Below are 2,063 nucleotides of genomic sequence, written 5' to 3' on the forward strand. Positions count from 1 at the left end.
GCTTTGCCTCGGCCGGCAGAAGTAAGCCGCCGCCGTCGCTAGCCGCGCCGGCGGCAGCGCCAGTTCCAGTCGCGCTCGGGGCCGACGTCGACATGGACGGATTCGGTGTGGCAATAGGTGCCGACGCCGCCGCGGCCGGGCATGGTACGGATGTAGCTCGCCAGCTCCCATTTGGAGACGCCGGGAACCTGGATGTCGGCGGCGGCGCAGTACATGTGCAGCGAATTCTTGGCGCCGTTGGCGCGGCGGTTGCGGGCCGGGTCGCGATAGCCTGAGGTGACGACCATCTTGCGGCCATAGTGGCCCTCGATCGTCTTCAGCACGCGCACCAGCGACGGCTTCAGGCAGGCGACGTCGACGCTTTCGTTCTGCTTCAGCAGGCCATTGGGCGCCAGCCTCGCCATGCCGGCGGCCGACGCCACCTGGTAGGAGCCGCCCTCGTCCTCGTTAAGGTCGACGTCGCTCTCATCGTCGATGCCGGATTTGCGCTTGATCTCGAACAGCGCGGTCTGGCGCACGCCGGGCAAGGCATCGGCGCCGGTGATGTGATTGCTTGGATCGTCGAGCGAGGCCAGTTGCACCGGCTTTTCGGCCGGGGTGGCGGAAGCGAGCGTGATGATCGGCTTGGCGGGCGCAGTCGCCTTGGCAACGGCCGGCTGCTCGCCCGAGCGCGCGTTGACCAGCGGCGCTGGGGCTGCCGAGGCCGGCGTGGTGCTGAACAGCGAGGCAAACAGGCCCTTCTTCGGCGCGGCGATCTGCTGCTGGGGTGCTTCGCCCGCCGTCACGTAGACGCCGTTGTTCATTGGCTGCGCGGCCGCCGCTTCAGCCTGCGGCTTGGGCGCGGTCGCGGCGGCGTCGCCAGCAGCGACCTGCTGGGCCACGACCTGTGTCTGTTCGGCTGTCTGCGCGGGCTGAACCAGCGGCTGCGGCGTGTTGCCGGCAACGGTGTCGGCACCGGCCGGCACGTTGATAGGGAAGGCCGATCCCGGCTTCGTCACCGGCACGTAGGCGACCTTTTCAGGCAAGGGCTTGTCGCCATCACCCATTACGGTCGATATCGCCTCCGAAGAGGCCGAAGTCACCTGCAGCGACGAATCGGTTGATGTTGCTGGCTTGGCGCTGGTTGCAGCGCTCATCTCGGTGGAGGTGGCATTATAGCCGGGCATGCCGACCGACATGGTGGGGTCGCCGGCGGAGGTGCAGGAGGCCAGAAGCACGGAGAAAAGCGCTGCCGCAATGCTGCGACCTTCCCTCCGCGCGAGACGCCAACCACCTGACTTCAAAACTAAATTCCCCCTCGGTAGCCGGCCGGCTCGTCATCGCCGCAGCGTTCTACGCCCCTCGCTACGACTGTTCTGTTCCCAAACCGGAAACGGGACCTGTGTCAAATCTGCAAGCCTCGGAAGTAATCGTTTTTTCCAGGCGAATTGAAGCCACCAGATAGTTGACGCCACCATTTCGACCTGTTTTGACGGGCCGTCAACTCACCAGACATTACAGTCTGTTACACGCGCACCTTGACATAGGTGCCCGGCGCATCCCCCAAGGTTTTCATATGCTTGCCGGGTTTGCGCGCCTGCACGCGCGCGTTGTTCTGGGTTTCGACCCAGTGCTGCCAGTGCGTCCACCAGGAGCCGGGATGCTCCACGGCCGAGGCGAACCACTGGCCGAAGTCGCCCACCGGCTTGCCGCCCGTCCAGTACTGGTACTTGTTCGCGGTCGGCGGATTGACGACGCCGGCGATGTGGCCGGAGCCGGCCATCACATACTCGACGCTGCCGCCGAAATAGCGCGAGCCGAGGAACACCGAGAGCGCCGGCGCGATGTGATCCTCTTTGGTCGCCAGGTTATAGACGGGGATCTTGATATCGGCCAGCGAGACGGTGCGGCCGGCAAGCTCCATCGTGCCGCGCGACAGATTGTTCTCGAGATAGCAGTTGCGCAGGTAGAAGGAATGGTTGGCCGCCGCCATGCGGGTTGAATCGGCGTTCCAGTACAAGAGGTCGAAGGGCAGGGGATCCTTGCCGCGCATGTAGTTGTTGATGACATAGGGCCAGATAAGG

1 protein-coding gene and 1 pseudogene are annotated in these 2,063 nt (G+C 65.0%); both read right to left on the minus strand.

Annotation, left to right across the window (positions count from 1 at the left end; genetic code table 11):
• Positions 1 to 38: 38 nt before the first annotated feature.
• The gene (locus EOA33_RS33520; protein WP_245455454.1) at positions 39 to 1,178 is read right to left on the minus strand and encodes a YcbK family protein; all 1,140 of its coding nucleotides are present in this window, start codon (positions 1,176 to 1,178) and stop codon (positions 39 to 41) included.
• A 326-nt stretch (positions 1,179 to 1,504) separates the two neighbouring features.
• Positions 1,505 to 2,063, minus strand: a pseudogene (locus tag EOA33_RS33525) (alpha/beta hydrolase); the annotation flags it as partial.

Source organism: Mesorhizobium sp. M4A.F.Ca.ET.050.02.1.1 (assembly GCF_003997725.1).
GTDB lineage: Bacteria > Pseudomonadota > Alphaproteobacteria > Rhizobiales > Rhizobiaceae > Mesorhizobium.

Excerpts from the sequence above, each read along its gene's own strand:
- EOA33_RS33520 (WP_245455454.1), bottom strand. The coding sequence starts at position 1,178 with ATGTCGGTCGGCATGCCCGGCTATAATGCCACCTCCACCGAGATGAGC.